The sequence below is a fragment of the Streptomyces sp. NBC_01669 genome (assembly GCF_026339735.1).
GTDB classification, from domain to species: domain Bacteria; phylum Actinomycetota; class Actinomycetes; order Streptomycetales; family Streptomycetaceae; genus Streptomyces; species Streptomyces yanii.
This window is the reverse complement of record NZ_JAPEQG010000001.1, coordinates 3,642,806-3,660,486: the sequence shown is the minus strand read 5'-3', so window position 1 is coordinate 3,660,486 and position 17,681 is coordinate 3,642,806. Positions and strand designations below refer to the sequence as shown.

The window sequence follows — 17,681 nt, the reverse complement described above, 5'->3', positions numbered from 1 at the left end:
GGGGCAACGTGTACCAGTGCTGCACAAACCTGCGAACAACGACGCAGGACGGCACCAGCACGGCGTCCGGCCCCGCGTCCAGCTGCAAGACTTGTGGTTATGAACTTCCGTACGCCACACCCGTTTCCCCCAGTGATCCTCGACGACGTCCGCGGCGCACGGAAGATGCTCTCCGGCGTGGCCCGGATGACCCCGATGGAGGGCAGCCGTCACCTGTCCGGGCTGGTCGGCGCGCCGGTCCACTTCAAGTGCGAGAACCTGCAGCGGACCGGCTCGTTCAAGCTGCGCGGCGCGTACGTGCGGATCGCCGGCCTCTCCCCGGTCGAGCGCGCGGCCGGAGTCGTCGCCGCAAGCGCCGGAAACCATGCGCAGGGTGTCGCACTCGCGTCTGCGCTGCTCGGCGTACGCTCAACGGTCTTCATGCCGGTCGGGGCGCCGCTGCCGAAGGTCGCCGCGACCCGCGAGTACGGCGCCGAGGTCCGGCTGCACGGCCACGTCGTCGACGAGACCCTCGCCGCCGCCGAGGAGTACGCCCAGGAGACCGGCGCGGTCTTCATCCACCCCTTCGACCACCCGGACATCATCGCCGGGCAGGGCACCGTGGGCCTGGAGATCCTCGAACAGTGCCCGGAGGTCCGCACCATCGTCGTCGGGATCGGCGGCGGCGGACTCGCCGCGGGCATCGCCGTGGCCGTGAAGGCGATCCGGCCGGACGTGCGGATCGTCGGAGTCCAGGCGGCGGGCGCCGCCTGCTACCCGCCGTCGCTCGCCGCCGGCCATCCGGTGGCGATCGGCTCGCTCCAGACGATGGCGGACGGCATCAAGGTGGGGCGCCCCGGCGACGTACCGTTCGAGCTCGTCCGGGAGCTGGTCGACGAGGTCCGCACGGTCTCCGAGGCCGAACTCTCCAGCGCGCTGCTGCTCTGCCTGGAGCGGGCGAAGCTGGTCGTCGAACCGGCGGGGGCGAGCCCGGTGGCGGCGCTGCTGAGCGACCCGGAGTCGTTCCGCGGACCGGTTGTCGCCCTGCTGTCGGGCGGCAATGTCGACCCGCTGCTGATGCAGCGCATCCTCACCCACGGCATGGCGACCGCCGGCCGCTATCTCAGCCTGCGGGTCCGGCTCACGGACCGCCCGGGGGCACTGGCCACGCTGCTCTCCGTGCTGACCGTCGCCGACGCGAACATCCTCGACATCGGCCATGTGCGGACCGATCCGCGGCTCGGACTCACCGAGGCGGAGGTCGACCTGCATCTGGAGACCAAGGGTCCCGAGCACTGCGAGGAGGTCACCGCGGAGCTGCGTGGTGCGGGCTACCTGGTGACGGACTGACACGCCGTCGGATTGGGCGTTCCCCGGGCGGGGAGAGGCGCGCAAACCTAGGATCTGTCGAGGAAGTCTACAAACGCTCTGGGGGAATCCCGTATGCCAGGCGCCATCTACGCCGAAGGTCTGGTGAAGACCTTCGGCGATGTACGAGCACTCGGCGGTGTTGATCTCGACGTGCCGGAGGGCACGGTCCTGGGCCTCCTCGGTCCCAACGGCGCAGGCAAGACGACTGCCGTGCGTGTCCTCACGACGCTGCTCAAACCCGACAGCGGCCGGGCCGTCGTGGCAGGCATCGACGTGCTGAAGAAACCCAACGAGGTACGCCGCTCGATCGGCCTCTCCGGCCAGTTCGCCGCGGTCGACGAGTATCTGACCGGCCGCGAGAACCTGCAGATGGTCGGTCAGCTCTACCAGATGAGCAGTCGCGACGCGAAGGCCCGCGCGGTGCAGCTGCTGGAGCGGTTCAACCTCGCGGACGCGGCCGACCGCCCCGCGAAGACGTACTCCGGCGGTATGCGCCGCCGCCTCGACCTGGCGGCGGCGCTCGTCGTCTCCCCGCCGGTGATGTTCATGGACGAGCCGACGACCGGACTCGACCCGCGCAACCGGCAGCAGCTGTGGGAGGTCATCGAGGAGCTCGTCGCAGGCGGCACCACGCTGCTGCTGACCACGCAGTATCTGGAGGAGGCCGACCATCTGGCGCACAACATCTGTGTCATCGACCACGGCCTCGTCATCGCCCGCGGCACCTCCGACGAACTGAAGGCCAGGACCGGCGGCGAGCGCGTCGAGGTCGTGGTCCACCATCCCGACCAGATCGATCCGGCCCGCGCCGTCCTCACCAACCTCGGCAAGGGCGAGGTCACCGTCGCCCAGCACACCCGCAAACTGACGGTCCCGGTCTTCGGCGGCGCCAAGCTGCTCGCCGAGATCATCCGTGATCTCGACACCCGCGGGGTCGAGATCGACGACATCGGACTGCGCCGCCCGACCCTCGACGACGTGTTCCTCTCGCTCACCGGCCATGTCGCCGAGGCGCCGGAGACCGACGAGAACGGGACGGTCCCGGGTCCCGGCGCGCAGACCGGCAGGAAGGCCGGACAGGAGGTCAGCAAGTGACTGCCACGACGGACACGCCGCACCTCGCGGCAGCCCCCAGGGCGGGCGGCGGCATCGGCGGGTCGGTCCGCGACTCCCTCGTCGTCGCCAAGCGGAATCTGATCCGGATGACCCGGATCCCGGAGATGGTGATCTTCGGGCTGATCCAGCCGATCATGTTCGTGGTGCTGTTCAGCTACGTCTTCGGCGGCTCCATGATGATCGGCGGTTCCACCAGCCCCAGCGACTACCGCAACTTCCTGATGGCGGGCATCTTCGCGCAGACCGTGACCTTCGCCACCGCGGGCGCCGGTGCGGGCATCGCGGACGACATGCACAAGGGCCTCATCGACCGGTTCCGCTCGCTGCCGATGGCGCGCGGCGCGGTCCTCACCGGCCGTACGCTCGCCGACCTCGTCCAGACGACGCTCACCCTGGTCGTTCTCGCGGTCGTCGCCCTGCTGGTCGGCTGGCGCACCGATGAGAACGTCGGCAAGGTGCTCGGCGGCTTCGCGCTGCTGCTCCTGCTGGGATACGCCTTCTCCTGGATCGGGGCGCTGATCGGTCTGTCGGTCCGCACCCCCGAGGCGGCCACGTCGGGCGGTCTCATCTGGCTCTTCCCGGTCACGTTCATCTCGAACGCCTTCGTGCCCACCGAGAACATGGCGAGCTGGCTCCAGCCGGTCGCCGAATGGAACCCGTTCAGCGCGACCGTCCAGGCCTGCCGCGAGCTCTTCGGGAACCCGGGCGTCTCCCCGTCCGACGCCTGGCCGATGCAGCATGCCGTCTGGGCCTCGCTGATCTGGTCCGTGCTGATCATCGTGGTCTTCCGGACCCTCGCGGTCCGCAAGTACCGCTCGACCGCCTGAGGAACACCAGGAAGCCCCGGCCGTCGGCGGCCGGGGCTTCCTGGTGTTCTGCCGTGTCCGGTGGCCGGCTCAGCCCGAGTAGGGCTTCGCCGCGAGGATCTTCACCGAGGCCCGCTTGCCGTTCGGCAGCTCGTACTCGGCGTCCTCGCCCATCTTCTTGCCGTTCACGCCGGTACCGAGCGGAGACTGCGGAGAGTACGTCTCGATGTCCGCGCTCGCGTACTCGCGGGAGGCGAGCAGGAACGTCATGGTGTCGTCGGGGTCACCGTCGAACGCGATGGTGACGACCATGCCGGGCTCGACCACGCCGTCGTCGGCGGGGGCCTCGCCGACCTTCGCATGCTCCAGGAGCTGGGTGAGCTGGCGCACCCGCAACTCCATCTTGCCCTGCTCCTCCTTGGCCGCGTGGTACCCGCCGTTCTCCCGGAGGTCACCCTCCTCACGGGCCGCCGCGATCTTGACGGCGATCTCCGTGCGCGCGGGACCAGACAGGTACTCCAGCTCGGCCTTGAGCTGGTTGTACGCCTCCTGCGTGAGCCAGGTGACGTTTTCGCTGGTCTGGGTCACAGGTGCTCCTAGTCGGTACTGGATATTCAAGCGTCGGTACTGGGAATACAAAGCATCGCCCTACCCAGAAGCATGTGCCTCCACGGGTGGGCGAAACCACGAGCCTAACAATTCCCCAGGAAAAGGGGGAGAAGGTAAACCGCTATGACCGCATCAACGCAGGTCAGCGGCGATAATCGCAGGTCAGAGCAGGTCCGTTCCGGTCAGTTCGACGACCCGCCGTCAACCGTGCAGCCCAGCAGCTCGACGCTGGTCGCCCGGGAGGTCGTGCGCAACGAGACGATCCGGTCGATCCGGGCGGAACGGTCGTCGAAGCGGATGTCCTTCCGTGCCACGTCGCTGCCGTCCACCTGCTGGGAGCGGAGCGTGCAGTACCCCTTCGCGTCCCGGTCCTTGCGCACCTCGAGGTGGATGTCGACCCGGTCGTCCGAAGCGATCCTGAACTTGATCACCTCGGCGCTGATGCCCTGGCCTGCCACGTAGTCGTAACCGATCCAGCCGACCACGCCGAGCAGCGCGACGCCCAGCACCGAGCCGATGATCTTGAGCTTGCGGTCCGCGCGCTCGTCCGCGGAGCGCCCGTAGCGGCCCTCCGGAAGTGCTTCACGCACCGCAGCCATGATCGTTCCTCCCGTGCCGGGGATCGAGGAATTTTCCGCCCCCCGGTTCGGTCACTATAGAAGCCTCTCACCCGCCACCCGACCGCCGCCCCACACCGACGTCCCTCCGGGACGGCACCACTCGGTGGCGGCCGAATCACTGAGGATCGAGTCTTGACTGAGCAGCTTCGACTGATGGCCGTCCACGCCCACCCCGACGACGAGTCGAGCAAGGGCGCGGCCACCATGGCCAAGTATGTGTCCGAGGGGGTGGACGTGCTGGTTGTGACCTGCACGGGAGGCGAACGCGGCTCCATCCTCAACCCGAAACTCCAGGGCGACCCGTACATCGAGGAGCACATCCACGAGGTACGGAAGAAGGAGATGGACGAGGCCCGGGAGATCCTGGGCGTCAAGCAGGAGTGGCTCGGCTTCGTCGACTCGGGGCTGCCCGAGGGCGACCCGCTGCCCCCGCTGCCCGAGGGCTGCTTCGCCCTGGAGGACGAGGAGAAGGCGGCGGGGCGTCTCGTCCGCTCCATCCGCGCGTTCCGGCCGCAGGTCATCACCACGTACGACGAGAACGGCGGCTACCCGCACCCCGACCACATCATGACCCACACGATCACGATGATCGCGTTCGAGGGCGCCGCGGACACCGAGACGTTCCCCGAGACCGAGTTCGGCCCCGCCTGGCAGCCGCAGAAGCTCTACTACAACCAGGGCTTCAACCGTCCGCGCACGGTGGCGCTGCACGAGGCGCTGCTCGCCCGCGGCCTGGAGTCGCCCTACGGCGAGTGGCTGGAGCGCTGGAAGGAGTTCGAGCGCGTCGAGCGGACGCTGACCACGCACGTTCCGTGCGCGGAGTTCTTCGAGATCCGGGACAAGGCGCTGATCGCGCACGCCACGCAGATCGACCCGGACGGCGGCTGGTTCCGGGTGCCGATGGACATCCAGCGGGAGGTCTGGCCGACCGAGGAGTACGAGCTGGCGAAGTCTCTCGTCGATACCTCCCTCCCCGAGAGCGACCTCTTCGCGGGCATCCGCGACAATGCCTGATATGTACGCGACCCAGGCACTGACCCACGTCGTTCCTCTCGCCGAGGAATTCGACAAGAACAAGGTGACACCCGGCGTCCTCGGCTTCCTCGTCTTCGCGGCGCTCGCGGTGGGCGTGTGGCTGCTGATGAAGTCCATGAACCGGCACATGGGCAAGGTGAACTTCGAGGAGGCGCCGGATCCGGATGCGGTGCCGGCGGCCGCCGAGGCTTCGGGGAACGGGGCCGGGCGCGCCCGGTAGCGCCTCGTCCTCACTCGCCGGACGGGCGTGACGGTGCCCGTCCGGCGTATGCGGGTGCGCCCGGCCAGGAGCGCGGGGCCGTGTCCTACGACCTCGCCCCCACCGGTACGCCCATGATTTCCCGGGCGCGGCGGGTCGGGGTCATGCCCAGGCGCCAGGCCTGCCAGCCGTCCTCCAGGTCGATCCCGCGGTTCAGGACCACGGTGAACGCCTCCGCGCAGTCCACCAGCTTGCTGTCGCGGTTCGGGTGCCCGGCCCCGAGCAGGTCGGCGAGTTCCTGCTGGGCCACCACGGTGCCCACCTCCGTGCCGCCCGCCGACGCGTACGGCAGCAGAGTGCAGCGCAGGAAGCGGGCCCAGTCGGCGCCCCGCGTGTCGCCGTACGAGTCGAACAGCTCCACCGCCTCGTCGCACAGCGCGAGCGCCTGGGCCGCCCGGTTGTTCCCCGCGTCGACCAGGGCCAGTTCCAGACACGTCCACGCCTCGCCGTGGGCGACGCCGATGCGCCGGAAGTCGGCCCGGGCGTCGGCCAGGAGCTGACGGGCGAAACCGGAGTTGCGCAGATTGCCGGTCCGGGCGGCCCGCTGGTCGCGGGTGACCCGGCCCGAGTGGTGCCGGGCACACGCCAGCCCGTAGACGTCCCGCATCCGGGAGAACATCGTGCGCGACCGCTCCAGCTCCCGCACCGCCTGGTCGGTGTCGCCCGCCTCCTCCAGCGCCTGGCCCAGGTAGTACAGCGTCCAGGCCTCACCGCGCGCGTCCTCGTTGTCACGGTGGCGGGAGAGCGCCCGGCGCAACTCGTCGACTGCCGGGTCCGGGTCGCCGTCGAGCAGCCGGGCGCGGGCCAGCTGGGTCAGCGCCCACGCCTCGCCGCGCTCGTCACGGGTGCGGCCGTACAGGTCCAGGGCCGTACGCAGCGTTTCCTCGGCCCCGGGCACATCGCCCATCCTCAGCAGCACCTGGCCCAGCTGGAACTGTGTCCACGCCTCGCCGTGCAGCGACTCGCCCTCCCGGTGCAGGGTCAGCGCCGCGTCGAGGAGGGTCAGGGCCTCCGCCAGGTTCGCCCGGTCGCGCTCGACGGCGGCCAGGGCGTGCAGCGACCACGCCCGGTCCTCGGCCTGTCCGTCGGAGGACTGCAGTGCGATCGCCTCGCGCAGCCGCGCCGACGCCTCGGTGAGGTTGCCCTGGTGGTGCAGGGTGATGCCGAGCGAGCAGAGCGCCAGCGCCGTGCCCGCGTCGTTCTGCGCCTCGCGGTAGAGACCGACGACCGAGGACAGCGTGGTGCGGGCCTTGTCCAGCTCGCCGAGCTGCCGGGCCGCGATGCCCGTACGCCACTGGACCGACCGTTCCAGCAGCCCCTTGTCGACGGCCTGCGTCAGCTCGCTGATCTCACCCAGGCGGTAGAGGTCGCCGCGCAGCAGGCAGTAGTCACACAGTGCGCCCAGCAGGTCCAGCACGGCCCCCTGGTCGACGCCCTCCGCATGCCGCAGCGCGGAGGTGATGAAGCTCGACTCGTCGTCCAGCCAGTGCAGTGCCGCGTCCAGCGAGCCGAACCCGTGCGAACCGAACTGCCCCGCCCGGGTGGACATCTTCCCGTCCACCATCCGGATCACCGCACCGGCGAGCTCCGCATAGTTGTGGATCAGCCGCTCCTGCGCGGCGGTACGGTCCGCCGCCTCCTCCTCGTCGCGCAGCCGGGCCAGGGCGAAACCCCGTACGAGATCGTGCAGCCGGTAGCGCGTACCCCGCACATGGTCGAGCAGCCCGGCCCGGGACAGGGCCGTCAGCAGCGACTGCGCCTCCTGTTCCTCGGCGGACAGCAGCGCCGCGGCCGCCGCCGCGCCCAGGCTGGCGCGCCCGGCCAGCGCGAGCCGGCGCAGCAGCCTCCGCGCCTGCTCGGACTGGTCGGTGTAGCGCAGCCACAGAGCCCGTTCGACGGGCGCGACGGGACCGTACGCGGCGAGTTCGGCGGCCAGCGCCGTGCGGGTACGCGGCCCGAGCGAGGAACCCGCGACCCGCAGCGCCAGCGGCAGCCCACCGCACAGCTCGGCGATCGCGTCCGTCGACTGGGAGTCGTACGGCCCCTGCTCCTCCTCCTGCGCCGACACGCGCAGCAGCTCCTCCGCACCCGCCGCGTCCAGCGGGCCCACGGGCAGCTGATGCACCCACGCCGGAATGTCGGCAGGCAGGTCGAGAGGGGCGCGGGCGGTGACGAGAACCAGGCTGTCGGAGCGCTCCGGTATGAGCGTACGGACCTGCGCCGGGTCGCCGGCGTCGTCGAGGACGATCGTCACGGGCGTACCGGTCAGATGCTGGTGGTAGAGCTCGCTGAGCCGTCGCACCTGCTGCTCGGCGGAGGACCTGCCCCGGGATCCCGACTCCGCTCGATCAGGGGAGACCCCATCCCGGAACAGCAGCTGTTCGCGCGGCGCGCCGAGCCGGTTCAGCAGGTGCAGCAGCGCGTCGCGGGTCGGCAGCGGGTTCTCGCCGGTGACATCGGAACGCAGATCCACCACGCACGCGCCCCGGAACTGGTCCTTCAGCTCGTGCGCCGCCCGCACCGCGAGTGCCGTGCGCCCGGAGCCGGGCGTGCCGTGCAGGACGACGACGGTCGGCTTGGTCTCCGTCGACGCGCGGGCCGCGTGCACCCACTGGGCGATCTGCGCCAGCTCGGCCCGGCGACCGGCGAACGGGCCGTCGGGGGCGGGCAGATGCCCGAAGGACTGGTCGAGCAGCGACCGCCTGCGCGCCGCCGCACTGCGGTCACCGCCGCGCAGTTGCGGCACGACGGCGGCGGCCTTCTTCTTCGGCGTACGGGACGACGCGCTCAGCATCCGCTGCTGGTCCAGGAACGGGCGGATGCCCCGCACCTCCAGCGCCGCCAGCCACTGCAGCCGCAGCTGTTCGGGCCCGCCGGGCTGGCCCGCCGCACCCGCGTGCCGGTGGGCGGCGGGCCAGTGCGAGGCGGTCACCTTGACGACGGTGGCCGCGGCGCCCGCGACGGCGACGACGGCGCCCGCGCCGAGCGCCGGCCCCGCCGCCGTACCGAACGCGAGATCGGCGCCGAACGCCGCTGCCGCGGCAACCACCGTGACCAGCAGGGGAGTTCCCATCGCCGCCTTGCTGAACTGCTGCGACAGGGGTTTCTGCCCGGCCTCCATCGCATCGAGCGCCTGCGTGTACGCGGCGTACTCCTCGGCCGCGCTCGCCGCCAGCGAGTCGAGCGCCGCCCGCCCGCGCGCCGTCAGCGCACCCGCGTCGGCCCTGCCCCCCGAACGGCGTACTTCCTCCTCCACGGCGCGTACCAACAGCCGTTCGGCTTCAGCCCGGTGGCTGTCCCGCATGTCCGTCCCCCTCCGAGAGCCCTGTTCGGGACAGTGTCCTGCGTGGGGCGGCTGAGCGCGAGAGAGCACGAGGGGCAAGTGGCAGGACCCGAACAGCCGTTGCGCTCAGCCGGCGAGCCCGGATACCTGGTGGGGCGAAATCTTGCTGCCCGCGGTGACCCGGCTCGTGTTCGAGTGCCGCCGAACGGGACGCGAGCCGAGCTGCTGCCGGCCCGCGTCCTCGCGTTCCCCTGCGACAGGCTCTCAGGCGGTCCCTGCCTTGCGGGGGGCGCGGACGGCCTGCTCGGCGTTGCGGAGGTCCTCGGCCGCGTCCGCCACCCGGTTCATCAGATCGAGGAAGGCGACCTGCTCCTGCGGCGCGAGCGGCGCCAGGAAGACATGGTTCATCCGGACCGCCCGCGTGGTCAGCCTGCGGTGCAGCCGGACGCCCTCGTCACTCAGCTTCAGCACGTTGCGCCGCCCGTCGAGCGGATCGCGCGCGCGCTCCATCAGCCCGCGCCGGGTCAGCCGGGCCACCAGTTCCGCGATCGTGGACCGGTCGAGGTGCACGAGTTCACCGAGCGTGCGCTGGTCGATGCCGGGTTTCTCCACCAAGGCGTTCAGAACGGCGTACTGCGGCGAGGTGGTCTCCTCCGAGACCATCGCGTTCCACAGCAGGGTGTGCGCCTGCTGAAGACGCCGGGCCAGATGCCCGGGGTGCGTGCCCAGATCGACGGCGTCCATGCCCTCTTCCTCACATGCCGGTGCTGCGTCGGCCGGACGGTCCCCGTCTCCTGGAGCGCGGCAGCCTCCACATTTTCCTCATTGCACGGAACAGTACCCGTCGACTTCCGCCAGTCTCTCCCCGGCCACCTCTGAATTCTCTACGTTCCTTGACGCCGGCGGGGCGGGGTGGCAAGTTGACCGACGCATCAAAAATACTCAGTGCACTGAGCGATTCGGGAACGGACGGACGGATGAGCAACAAGGTCGTCGCCTCGGCGGCGGACGCGGTGGCGGACGTCGGTGACGGCGCGACGCTCGCGGTGGGTGGATTCGGGCTGAGCGGCGTGCCGGACGTACTGATCCAGGCCGTGTACGCGGCCGGGGCCGGCCGGCTGGGCGTCGTGTCGAACAACTGCGGGGCCATGGAGTCCGGGCTGGCGGTGCTGCTGTCGGCAGGCCGGATCGCCCGGGTGACGGGTTCGTACGTCGGGGAGAACAAGGAGTTCGCCCGGCAGTACCTGGCCGGCGAGCTGGAGGTGGAGCTGATTCCGCAGGGCACGCTGGCCGAACGGCTGCGGGCCGGCGGCTGCGGCATACCGGCTTTCTACACCCCGGCCGGAGTGGGCACGCAGGTCGCCGAGGGCGGACTGCCCTGGCGCTACGACGGGGCGGGGGGCGTGGCACTGGCCTCGCCGCCGAAGGAGGTCCGCACCTTCGACGGGCGCGAGTACGTGCTGGAGCAGGGCATCACCACGGACTTCGCCCTGGTCCGGGCGGCCAAGGGAGACCGTGAGGGCAACCTCGTCTTCGCCAAGTCGTCGCGGAACTTCAACCCGCTGGCAGCGATGGCGGGACGGATCACGATCGCCGAGGTCGAGGAACTGGTCGAGCCCGGGGAGATCGACCCGGACGCCGTGCACCTGCCGGGCATCTTCGTCCAGCGCGTCGTCGCCCTGACCCCGCAGCAGGCGGCACAGAAGCTGATCGAGAAGATGACGGTGAGCGCGTAATGGCCTGGAACAGGGACGAGATGGCCGCCCGCGCCGCGCGGGAACTGCAGGACGGCAGCTACGTCAACCTCGGCATCGGCCTGCCGACGCTGATCCCCAACCACCTGCCCGCAGGGGTGGAGGTGGTGCTGGAGTCGGAGAACGGGATCCTCGGCGTGGGCCCGTACCCGGCCGAGAACGACGTGGACCCGGACCTGATCAACGCGGGCAAGGAGACCGTCACGGTGCTGCCCGGCGCGTCGTTCTTCGACTCGGCGCTGTCGTTCGGGATGATCCGCGGCGGACACATCGACGCGGCCGTCCTTGGCGCCATGCAGGTGTCTGCCCGGGGCGATCTGGCCAACTGGGCGATCCCCGGAAAGATGATCAAGGGGATCGGCGGGGCGATGGACCTGGTGCACGGGGCCCGCCGGGTGATCGTCCTGATGACGCACACCGCCAAGGACGGCAGCCCCAAGATCGTGCAGGAGTGTTCCCTGCCGCTGACCGGCAAGCAGTGCGTGGACCGGATCATCACCGACCTCGGCGTCCTCGACGTCACCGACGACGGCCTCGTCCTGGTGGAGACCGCCCCCGGCGTCACCGCGCAGGAACTACAGGAAAAGACGGGGGCCACCATCCGTACGACAGCTGAGGCGGCACGATGAACGGGCGCGATGTCTACATCGTCGACGCGGTACGCACCCCCGTCGGCAAGTACAACGGCGCGCTGGCCTCGGTGCGCCCGGACGACCTGGCCGCCCATGCCATCCGGTCGCTGCTCCAGCGCACCCCCGGCCTCGACCCGGCGCGGATCGACGACGTCTTCTTCGGCAACGCCAACGGCGCCGGCGAGGAGAACCGCAACGTGGCGCGGATGGCGGTGCTGCTGGCCGGCCTGCCGACCTCCGTGCCCGGGGTCACGGTCAACCGGCTGTGTGCCTCCGGCCTCGAGGCCGTCGTCCAGGCCGCGCGGGCCATCGCGGTCGGCGACGCCTCGGTCGCCCTGGCCGGCGGAGTCGAGTCGATGACCCGCGCCCCCTACGTACTGTCCAAGAGCGACCGGCCCTTCCCGGCCGGGCACGCCGAGCTGTACTCCACCACCCTCGGCTGGCGGATGGTCAACCCGGCGATGGAGCCGCAGTGGACCATCCCGTTGGGCGAGAGCGCGGAGCTGATCGCCGACAAGCACCGGATCACCCGCGAGCAGCAGGACGCGTACGCCCTCTCCAGCCACGCCAAGGCCGCAGCGGCATGGAAGGACGGGCTGTACGACGCGGAGGTCGTACCGGTGCCGGTCCCGCAGCGCAAGGGCGAGCCGGTGCTCTTCGACCGCGACGAGTGCGTCCGCCCGGACGCCTCCCTGGAGGCCATGGCCAAGCTCAGGCCCTCCTTCCGCACCGACGGCGGCACGGTCACCGCCGGCAACGCCTCCCCGCTCAACGACGGCGCCGCCGCCCTCCTGCTGGTCGACGAGGACGGCCTGAAGGCCTGCGGCCGTGAGCCGCTGGCCCGGATCAGCGCCACCGCCGTCACCGCGGTCGACCCGCACTACTTCGGTCTGGGCCCCGTCGAAGCGGTCGAGCGGGCGCTGGCCCGGGCCGGTCGCACCTTCACCGACCTGTCGGTGCTGGAGCTCAACGAGGCCTTCGCCGCCCAGGTGCTGGGCTGTGTCGCCGAATGGCCCGAGTTCGACCCCGCGATCCTCAACCCGCGCGGCGGCGCGATCGCCATCGGGCACCCGCTGGGTGCCTCCGGCGCCCGCCTCGCCGGAGCTGTCGCCCACCAGCTCGCCGCCGCGGGCTCGGGCGTCGGTGCGGCAAGCCTGTGCATCGGCGTCGGCCAAGGCCTCGCCCTCGTCCTTGAGCGCTGACCCGAGCGCTCCTGAGATAGGAACCTCTATGACTGAGATTTCCCAGAACGACATCGACAAGGCGATAGCGCACAAACGCGAGGAGTACCTCGCCCGCCGGGCCGCAGGCGCCCCGGTCGAGAACCACCCGCAGCGCGACTACGCCCCCTACCGCAGCAGCGCCCTGCGCCACCCGCAGCAGGCGCCGGTGGCGGTGAACGGCGGCGACCCGGAGACCGTCGAGCTGCACACCCCCGTGTTCGGCGTCAGCGACATCACGGAGATCGACAGCGACCTCACGCGGCAGCACAACGGCGAGCCGCTCGGCGAGCGGATCACCGTCAGCGGCCGCCTCCTCGACGCCTCCGGCCGACCGGTCCGGAGCCAGCTGATCGAGATCTGGCAGGCCAACGCATCGGGGCGCTACGCGCACATGCGCGACCAGCACCCGGCGCCGCTCGACCCCAACTTCACCGGCGTCGGCCGCACCCTGACCGACGACGAGGGCCGGTACACCTTCACCACCATCAAGCCCGGCGCCTACCCGTGGCGCAACCACACCAACGCCTGGCGCCCGGCCCATATCCACTTCTCGCTGTTCGGATCGGCGTTCTCCCAGCGTCTGATCACCCAGATGTACTTCCCGAACGACCCGCTGTTCGCCTACGACCCCATCCTCCAGTCCGTGACCGACGACAAGGCCCGGTCACGGCTGGTCGCCGCCTACGACCACGACCTGTCCGTGCCCGAGTTCTCCCTCGGCTACCACTGGGACATCGTGCTCGACGGCCCGTCCGCCACCTGGATCGAGGAAGGCCGCTGATGACCACGACCAGCCCTGCCACGCCGCTCACCCCGACGCCGTCCCACACCATCGGCCCGTTCTACGGCTACGCGCTGCCCTTCCCCGGCGGCCCCGACCTGGCCCCGGCCGGGCACCCCGACACCATCAGCGTCCACGGCTACGTCTACGACGGTGCCGGCGACCCCGTCCAGGACGCGCTGATCGAGATCTGGCAGGCCGCCCCGGACGGCTCCCTGGACGGCGCCCCCGGCTCGATGCGCCGCGACCCCGTCACCGGCGGCTTCGTCGGCCGCAACGGCATCGACTTCACCGGCTTCGGCCGGATCGCCACCGACAAGGACGGCCGCTGGAGCGCCCACACCCTGCCGCCCGGCGCCCGGCCCGGCCACGCGCCGTACATCAGCGTGTGCGTCTTCGCCCGTGGACTGCTCAACCACCTGTTCACCCGGCTGTACTTCCCGGACCAGGCCGAGGCCAACGCCACCGACCCGCTGCTCTCCTCGCTGGACGAGGAGCGCCGGGCGACCCTGGTGGCCACCGTCGAGCCGAACCGCACGTACCGCTTCGACATCCGCCTGCAGGGCGAGGGGGAGACGGCTTTCCTTGACTTCGTCTGACGAACTCGGGCACCCCGAGGACGCCGGGCTGCTGTCGCCCGTCCGAGCGGGCACCACCGTGGAAGTGGTGACCGGCGACCGCGCACTGCTCCAAGCGCTGCTGGACGCCGAATCGGCGCTGACCCGGGCCCAGGCGGGCCTGGGCCTGGCGCCGCGCTCGGCGGCCGAGGCCGTCGACCGGGCCGCGCACGTCGAGCAGTTCGACGTGCGCGGCCTGGCGCTTCGGGCCCGCGCGGGCGGCAACCCGGTCATCCCGCTGGTCGGTGACCTCACCGCGGCGGTGGCCCGTACGGACCCGGAGGCCGCGGCCTACGTCCACCGTGGCGCGACCAGCCAGGACATCGTGGACACCGCGCTGATGCTGGTCGCCGCGCGCAGTCTGGCGCCGATCCTGGCCGACCTCGACCGCACGGCCACGGCCCTGGCCCGGCTCGCGGCGGAGCACCGCGACACCCCGATGCCCGGACGCACCCTCACCCAGCACGCCGTGCCCACCACCTTCGGCCTGAAGGCGGCCGGCTGGCGCTCGCTGGTGCTCGACTCCCACGACCGCCTGGCAGCCGTCGCGAACGGTGGCCTGCCCGCCCAGCTGGGCGGAGCTGCCGGAACCCTGGCCGCGTTCGCCGAGTACGCGGCCACCGCGGCAGCCCCCGAGCCCCCGGCCGGTGCCGCTGCGCTGGGCGACATCGGGCTGCGGCTGGCGGCTGCGTACGCGCGGGAGGCCGGACTGGCCGAGCCCGGCCTGCCGTGGCACACCCTGCGTACCCCCGTCGCCGACCTCGCCGCCGCGCTCGCCTTCACCACCGGCGCGCTCGGGAAGATTGCCGCCGACGTGCTCGTCCTCTCCCGCACCGAGATCGGTGAGGTCGCCGAGGGCAGCGGCGGCGGCTCGTCCGCCATGCCGCACAAGAGCAACCCCGTCCGGGCCACGCTCATCGCCTCCGCCGCCCGCCAGATGCCCGCGCTCGCCTCCGTGCTGCTGGGCTCCCTGGCCGCCGAGGACGAGCGGCCCGCCGGATCCTGGCACGCGGAGTGGCAGCCGCTGCGCGAAGCACTGCGGCTCGCCGGAGGAGCCGCCGAGGCAGCTGCCGGGCTCGCCCAAGGGCTGCGCGTCTTCCCGCACCGCATGCGCGAACACCTCGACATGACCCGCGGGCTGATCGTCAGCGAGCGGATCACCGCCGCGCTGGGACCCGTCATCGGGCGCGACCGGGCCAAGCAGCTGCTCACCGCGGCCTCCCGCCTCGCCACCTCCGAATGCATCGCTCTGGACACGGCGCTGGAGGAGACCGCGCAGGAGCAGGGCGTGCCGGCCGGGCTGCTCTCGAAGGAGCGGCTGCGGGAGCTCGCCGACCCCGCGCAGTACGCCGGCTCCGCCGCCGCCCTCACCGACCGCGCTCTGCGCCGCACCCCTCGTACGTCTTCGGAGGCATCCTCATGACGCTCCATCACACCCTCACCGGTCCGGCCGGTGCCCCGCCGCTCGTCCTCGGCCCCTCACTCGGCACCTCGCTCACGGTCTGGGAGCCCCAGTCGGCCGCGCTCGCGCGCCACCATCAGGTGCTGCGCTGGGATCTGCCGGGACACGGCGGATCCCGCGCCGACCTGCTGCCCGTGGACGGCTCGGCGACCGTCGCGGACCTCGCCGCGCTCGTGCTTCGGCTCGCCGACGACCAGGGCTGGGAGCGGTTCGGCTACGCCGGTGTCTCGCTCGGCGGCGCGGTGGGTCTGTACCTGGCCGTGCACCACCCGGACCGGCTCAGCTCCCTCGCGGTCGTCTGCTCCTCGGCCCGCTTCGGGGAGAGCGCCGCCTGGCAGGAGCGTGCCGAACTCGTGCGGGCCAAGGGCACGGAACCGGTCGCCGCCACAGCCGCCGCCCGCTGGTTCACCCGCGGCTTCGCCGGCCACCCGCGCGCCCTGGCACTCCTCGACGACCTGCGGGCCGCCGATCCCGCCGGCTACGCGGCCTGCTGCGACGCGCTCGCCGCCTACGACCTGCGTGCCGACCTGGCTGGGGTCACCGTGCCGACGCTGGTCGTCGCGGGCCGGGAGGACCCCGCGACCCCGCCCGCGCACGCCCGCGAGATCGCCGACGGGATTCCCGGCGCGAGCCTGCTCGAAGTCGCCGCAGCCGCCCACCTCGCCGGCGTCGAACGACCCGAGCAGGTCACCTCGGCCCTGCTGGCCCACTTCGCGGCGACGGCTCCCGACGCACAGCCGGGCGACGACGCGGCCCGTCATGTGGCCGGGATGGCCGTCCGCCGGGCGGTCCTCGGCGACGCCCACGTCGACCGTGCCACCGCCCGCACGACCGCCTTCACCGCCCGGTTCCAGGACTTCATCACCCGCTACGCGTGGGGCGAGATCTGGACGGACGACTGCCTGGACCGGCGTACGCGCAGCTGCATCACCCTCACCGCGCTGGTCGCGCACGGCCACCACGACGAGCTGGCCATGCACGTCCGCGCAGCGCTCACCAACGGACTGAGCCGCGAGGAGATCGGGGCGGTGCTGCTGCAGAGCGCCGTCTACTGCGGAGTGCCGGCCGCCAACTCCGCCTTCGCCGTCGCCCAGCGGGTCTTCGACGCGCTGGACGAGTTCCCGCCCCGGGCCTGACCGCACGCCAGAACCCCGGGCACCGCAAGAAAGCGCCCTGCCGACCTTCGTCGGTAGGGCGCTTTCTTGGTCAGAGGTCACCCGACAGGCTCTCAGGCGGCCGTCGAGCTCGTCGTGGCCGGGGCCGGCGGGAGGACAGGATCGGACTTGGGCCGCCTGAAGGTGTCGCGGACCGGCAGCATGGCCACCACCGCGAGCAGGGGTCCGGCCGCGAGGGTGAGGCAGGCCATGCCGAAAGAATCCGTCGCCGTGAAGACGGCGCCGACCGCGAGCGGGACCAGCACGCTGCCCAGCTGCCAGATGGCGTTGGCGAGCCCTGAGGCCGTACCGATCACGGACGACGGGACCAGCCGGGGCACCAGCGCGACGATCAGCGGGGTCCAGCCGTAGGCCGCGGCGCCCAGGAGCGGTGCGAGCAGCAGGAACCCGGTCGGCGTCGAGAGCCGTCCGAAGCCGATGAGGGAGAGCGCGAAGACGGCGAAGAGAACGATGCTCGGTCCCTTGCGGGCGCCGCCGAAGAACCGGTCGGTGAAGAAGCCGATGACCGGCTTCACCGCTACAGCGGTGATGGCGAAGATGGTGACGATGAGCCCAGCCATGGCCGGTGACACGTCATGGCCCTCGATCATGAGCGCGTTCGCCCAGGTGATGAAGCCGTACAGGCCCCAGAAGGCGCAGAAGCCGGTCACGCAGACGAGCAGGTAGTCACGGTTGCGGAGCATGGCACGGAAGTCGAGCCGTTCCCGCGGGCGGGCCGGTGCGGTCCTGTCCGCCGCGGCGGGGGCCGGTCCGCCGGCCGCGGGGGCCGGTCCGCCGGCCGCGGGGGCCGGCTCGTTGCGCAGGATGAAGAGCAGGGGCACGACGGCAGGTGACGGCACGACCGGGAACCGCCGCACATCGGCGGTCAGAGGGGCCGAACGGCCCCTGACGCAGCACGTATCGCTGTGCGAGAAATGGATATCGCTATACGATCCGGCTACGGTAGGTGGGGCATGCGC

At 71.6% G+C, this 17,681-nt stretch carries 17 protein-coding genes; 12 read left to right on the top strand and 5 right to left on the bottom strand.

Translation table 11 applies throughout. From position 1 onward, the window contains the following. The first annotated feature begins 99 nt into the window (after nucleotides 1-99). The 3 genes from ilvA (at nucleotide 100) to OG972_RS16050 (ending at nucleotide 3,293) form a co-directional block, all read left to right on the top strand. On the top strand, nucleotides 100-1,329 hold the full coding sequence (ilvA, locus tag OG972_RS16060) for a threonine ammonia-lyase (protein WP_266982172.1): 1,230 nt from the start codon (nucleotides 100-102) through the stop codon (nucleotides 1,327-1,329). Between the two features lie 93 nt (nucleotides 1,330-1,422). Next, the gene (locus tag OG972_RS16055; RefSeq protein WP_266982170.1) at nucleotides 1,423-2,445 is read left to right on the top strand and encodes an ATP-binding cassette domain-containing protein; all 1,023 of its coding nucleotides are present in this window, start codon (nucleotides 1,423-1,425) and stop codon (nucleotides 2,443-2,445) included. Then, nucleotides 2,442-3,293, top strand: a complete 852-nt coding sequence (locus OG972_RS16050) for an ABC transporter permease (RefSeq protein ID WP_266982168.1) — start codon at nucleotides 2,442-2,444, stop codon at nucleotides 3,291-3,293. The genes OG972_RS16055 and OG972_RS16050 overlap by 4 nt, the downstream gene beginning before the upstream one ends. Nucleotides 3,294-3,362: 69 nt before the next feature. Here the strand turns inward: OG972_RS16050 and greA are convergent, their stop codons facing one another. Both greA and OG972_RS16040 read right to left on the bottom strand, forming a co-directional pair. Continuing rightward, complete coding sequence (greA, locus tag OG972_RS16045) at nucleotides 3,363-3,860, bottom strand: transcription elongation factor GreA (protein ID WP_037688517.1); 498 nt, start codon at nucleotides 3,858-3,860, stop codon at nucleotides 3,363-3,365. Nucleotides 3,861-4,063: 203 nt separating this feature from the next. Beyond that, nucleotides 4,064-4,480: a DUF4307 domain-containing protein gene (locus tag OG972_RS16040; RefSeq protein WP_266982166.1), complete on the bottom strand. Its 417-nt coding sequence runs from the start codon at nucleotides 4,478-4,480 to the stop codon at nucleotides 4,064-4,066. A 153-nt stretch (nucleotides 4,481-4,633) separates the two neighbouring features. Here OG972_RS16040 and mca point away from each other — a divergent pair, with 153 nt between their 5' ends. After that, complete coding sequence (gene mca, locus OG972_RS16035) at nucleotides 4,634-5,515, top strand: mycothiol conjugate amidase Mca (protein WP_266982165.1); 882 nt, start codon at nucleotides 4,634-4,636, stop codon at nucleotides 5,513-5,515. Nucleotide 5,516: 1 nt separating this feature from the next. Beyond that, the gene (locus tag OG972_RS16030) at nucleotides 5,517-5,756 is read left to right on the top strand and encodes a hypothetical protein (RefSeq protein ID WP_266982163.1); all 240 of its coding nucleotides are present in this window, start codon (nucleotides 5,517-5,519) and stop codon (nucleotides 5,754-5,756) included. An 85-nt stretch (nucleotides 5,757-5,841) separates the two neighbouring features. Here the strand turns inward: OG972_RS16030 and OG972_RS16025 are convergent, their stop codons facing one another. Both OG972_RS16025 and OG972_RS16020 read right to left on the bottom strand, forming a co-directional pair. Further along, nucleotides 5,842-9,099, bottom strand: coding sequence for a tetratricopeptide repeat protein (locus OG972_RS16025; protein ID WP_266982161.1), 3,258 nt, complete (start codon nucleotides 9,097-9,099; stop codon nucleotides 5,842-5,844). A gap of 243 nt (nucleotides 9,100-9,342) precedes the next feature. Beyond that, complete coding sequence (locus OG972_RS16020; RefSeq protein ID WP_266982159.1) at nucleotides 9,343-9,822, bottom strand: MarR family winged helix-turn-helix transcriptional regulator; 480 nt, start codon at nucleotides 9,820-9,822, stop codon at nucleotides 9,343-9,345. Nucleotides 9,823-10,055: 233 nt separating this feature from the next. On the opposite strand from OG972_RS16020, the gene OG972_RS16015 reads away from it, so the two are divergent. From OG972_RS16015 to pcaD, 7 genes are read left to right on the top strand one after another with little or no spacing between them, the layout of a single operon-like run. After that, the gene (locus OG972_RS16015) at nucleotides 10,056-10,814 is read left to right on the top strand and encodes a CoA transferase subunit A (protein ID WP_266982157.1); all 759 of its coding nucleotides are present in this window, start codon (nucleotides 10,056-10,058) and stop codon (nucleotides 10,812-10,814) included. Beyond that, nucleotides 10,814-11,461, top strand: coding sequence for a CoA transferase subunit B (locus tag OG972_RS16010; protein ID WP_266982155.1), 648 nt, complete (start codon nucleotides 10,814-10,816; stop codon nucleotides 11,459-11,461). The genes OG972_RS16015 and OG972_RS16010 overlap by 1 nt, the downstream gene beginning before the upstream one ends. Then, on the top strand, nucleotides 11,458-12,666 hold the full coding sequence (locus OG972_RS16005) for a thiolase family protein (protein ID WP_266982153.1): 1,209 nt from the start codon (nucleotides 11,458-11,460) through the stop codon (nucleotides 12,664-12,666). The genes OG972_RS16010 and OG972_RS16005 overlap by 4 nt, the downstream gene beginning before the upstream one ends. Nucleotides 12,667-12,694: 28 nt before the next feature. Next, nucleotides 12,695-13,468, top strand: coding sequence for a protocatechuate 3,4-dioxygenase subunit beta (gene pcaH / locus OG972_RS16000; protein ID WP_266982151.1), 774 nt, complete (start codon nucleotides 12,695-12,697; stop codon nucleotides 13,466-13,468). Next, nucleotides 13,468-14,067 (top strand): protocatechuate 3,4-dioxygenase subunit alpha, encoded by a 600-nt coding sequence (gene pcaG, locus OG972_RS15995; protein WP_266982150.1) that lies wholly within the window; start codon nucleotides 13,468-13,470, stop codon nucleotides 14,065-14,067. Before pcaH ends, pcaG begins: the two co-directional genes overlap by 1 nt. Next, nucleotides 14,054-15,508: a 3-carboxy-cis,cis-muconate cycloisomerase gene (gene pcaB / locus OG972_RS15990; RefSeq protein ID WP_266982149.1), complete on the top strand. Its 1,455-nt coding sequence runs from the start codon at nucleotides 14,054-14,056 to the stop codon at nucleotides 15,506-15,508. Before pcaG ends, pcaB begins: the two co-directional genes overlap by 14 nt. Further along, nucleotides 15,505-16,683, top strand: a complete 1,179-nt coding sequence (gene pcaD / locus OG972_RS15985; protein WP_266982147.1) for a 3-oxoadipate enol-lactonase — start codon at nucleotides 15,505-15,507, stop codon at nucleotides 16,681-16,683. Before pcaB ends, pcaD begins: the two co-directional genes overlap by 4 nt. 92 nt (nucleotides 16,684-16,775) lie before the next feature. On the opposite strand, the gene OG972_RS15980 is transcribed toward pcaD, so the two are convergent. Continuing rightward, the gene (locus OG972_RS15980) at nucleotides 16,776-17,543 is read right to left on the bottom strand and encodes a nitrate/nitrite transporter (RefSeq protein ID WP_266982145.1); all 768 of its coding nucleotides are present in this window, start codon (nucleotides 17,541-17,543) and stop codon (nucleotides 16,776-16,778) included. Between the last annotated feature and the right edge of the window lie 138 nt (nucleotides 17,544-17,681).